At 44.9% G+C, this 2,674-nt stretch carries 2 protein-coding genes; both read left to right on the top strand.

Features of this window, described 5'->3' with window-relative positions:
- Window positions 1-94 precede the first annotated feature (94 nt).
- A complete protein-coding gene (locus tag BVI01S_RS21745; protein WP_324295662.1) occupies window positions 95-967 on the top strand; it encodes a Cof-type HAD-IIB family hydrolase in 873 nt (290 codons plus the stop codon).
- A 133-nt stretch (window positions 968-1,100) separates the two neighbouring features.
- Window positions 1,101-2,594: a coproporphyrinogen III oxidase gene (locus BVI01S_RS21740; protein WP_061811537.1), complete on the top strand. Its 1,494-nt coding sequence runs from the start codon at window positions 1,101-1,103 to the stop codon at window positions 2,592-2,594.
- Window positions 2,595-2,674 lie beyond the last annotated feature (80 nt).

Raw genomic sequence — 2,674 nt, 5'->3', positions numbered from 1 at the left:
TTTTTTGTTGGGCATTCCACCCCCTTGGCATATTTGTCTCCCATCCTTCATAAAAGTAGAGAAAGGGAGTAGACAACATATAGGGGGGACACCAATGATGATCTATCGAATGCTGGCTTTGAATATTGATGGCACGATTGTAAATGAAAACGGAAAAATTGCGAAGGAAACGAAGGAAGCAATTGAGTACGTTCAAGATAAAGGGGTTCCGGTCACATTGGTTACAAGCCGGAGTTTTGCTTCTGCTAAGAAAGTAGCCAAAGCCCTGAAGCTTGAAAGCCCGATTGTTACACACAGCGGCGCCTATATCGCAGGCGAGCTTGAAAAACCGATGTATGTGAAAAAAATTGCGGAAGACATTACGTATGAAATCTCTCAATTCCTTGAAGGCTTTTCATGCCAGGTACACTTGTCCCATGAAAAGCGATCCATCGTAGGCAAAACCAGTACCGGGGCACGTGAGATGGCAAAGGTCTCATGGCAAAGAGAATCGAAATTACTTTACAGCAAACAGTTTGTGGACCGGGTGAGTGATCACCTGTTGGAGAATCCGATGGCAGTACCGAAGATTTCGGTTGTGATGGAACACAGGGAAGACGTATGGGACGTTGTCGCTTCGTTAAAAGGAATGTATGAGGAAGTGGACGCAATTCCGACGTCAGACTATAAACTGGATATCGTTCCCAGGGGTGTTTCAAAGCTCAGGGGATTGATGTATCTATCTGAGCGTCTCGGAGTGAAGAAGCATCAAATCGTAATGGTCGGATCCGGCATCGATGACATTGATTCCATGGAATGTTCGGGTCTCGGTGTTGCCATGGGAGATGCACCACGTCAAGTGCGGGAAGCGGCGGACTGGATCACACGCAGTCAGGTTGAAAAAGGGATTCCGTACTTTGTCACTGAGTTATTCCGTAAACAACATCCCATCCCTTTCCTGAAAAAAATGAACATCATAAAATCGTGACTCAAGGAACACCCCGTCATTCCAACAGGAATACGGGGTGTTCTTCTATTGGGAGGGTTCGGACCATTGACCATTCCCACCCCTTTCTGTACACTTATAACAGCTTATTAGTTATATGAAAGGTGATTAGAACGTGAATGTTTTGATAAAAGGAATCGAGGATGAGCGTTTTGAACGTCCCCTGCGATTGATAGCGAATTTATTCTTTGAAGAGTCTGCCATTCACTTCGGTGATTGTGATGAGGCCGATCTTCAAGTCCATATAGAACTTTCTTCAGATGACAAGATAGAGGCGGAAGCTGTATTAACGAACTTCAAAGGACAATCATACACTGCACGTTATGTGCACGACTGGGTGCCTTATGAAAATGAGAAAGAGCGGTTCAAACAGCTGAAAACGGCTGTTTCCCATGTGTATTTAAATGTTCTTCAAGATTTGACGGGGATCAGGCAAAAATGGGGCATCTTGACGGGAATCCGTCCCACGAAGCTGATTCATAAACAGATGCAGCTTGGGATGCCCAAGGAAGAGATTCATGAGAAATTAAAAAAAGAGTACCTGATCACGGATGAAAAGATCCAACTGATGCAAAACATCGTTGATCGTCAATTATCCGTCGTGCCTGATCTCTATGACCTTCAGCAGGAAGTGAGCATTTATATCGGCATTCCGTTTTGTCCAACCAAGTGTGCTTATTGCACATTCCCAGCCTATGCGATTCTCGGTAAACAGGGGAGGGTAGATTCCTTCTTGGCGGGACTTCATTACGAAATCCAGGAAATGGGACGTTGGATGAAAGAAAACAATATCAAGATTACGACCATCTATTATGGCGGGGGTACCCCTACGTCCATCACAGCTGAAGAAATGGATGCTCTTTATGAAGAGATGTACCGCTCCTTCCCGGATGTGGACAAGGTAAGGGAGGTAACGGTGGAGGCAGGGAGACCGGATACGATATCCGAAGATAAACTCGAAGTGCTCAATAAATGGAACATCGACCGGATTTCCATCAACCCTCAATCGTACACCCAGGAAACCTTAAAAGCGATCGGGCGACATCACACGGTGGAGGAAACAATTGACAAATTTCATTTATCCCGTGGTATGGGAATGAATAACATCAATATGGACCTCATCATTGGTCTTCCAGGGGAGGAGCTTCCGGAGTTGCAGCATTCCTTGGACGAAACAGAGAAGCTTATGCCTGAATCATTGACGGTTCACACCCTGTCCTTTAAGCGGGCGTCCGAAATGACGAAGAATAAGGACAAGTATAAAGTGGCGGACCGTCTTGAAATTGAGAAGATGATGAATCTTGCGGAAGAGTGGACGAAGGAGCATGGATATGAGCCTTACTACTTATACCGTCAGAAGAATATTCTCGGCAACCTGGAAAATGTGGGATACGCCCTTCCAGAGCAGGACAGCATCTATAACATCATGATCATGGAAGAAGTCCAGACCATCATTGGAATCGGCTGCGGGGCGGCAAGCAAATTCATCGATCCGAAAACCGGAAAGATCACGCACTTCGCCAATCCAAAAGAACCGAATGCCTATAACCTTGGATTCAAAGAGTACACAGAAAAGAAAATCAAGATTTTGAATGATTTATTTTCATAAACTGAAACACGTCACTTCATCATGAGTGGCGTGTTTTTTATTAGGCTCTATTTGTAAAGCTTGTTGCTACTTAAGGTAGC

The organism is Rossellomorea vietnamensis NBRC 101237 (assembly GCF_001591825.1).
Taxonomy (GTDB): Bacteria; Bacillota; Bacilli; order Bacillales; family Bacillaceae_B; genus Rossellomorea; species Rossellomorea vietnamensis.
The sequence above is the reverse complement of the archived record's forward strand: the minus strand, read 5'-3'. Positions and strand labels throughout refer to the sequence as shown.

Coding starts and splice junctions, on each gene's coding strand:
- BVI01S_RS21745 (WP_324295662.1), top strand. CDS start 95: ATGATGATCTATCGAATGCTGGCTTTGAATATTGATGGCACGATTGTA.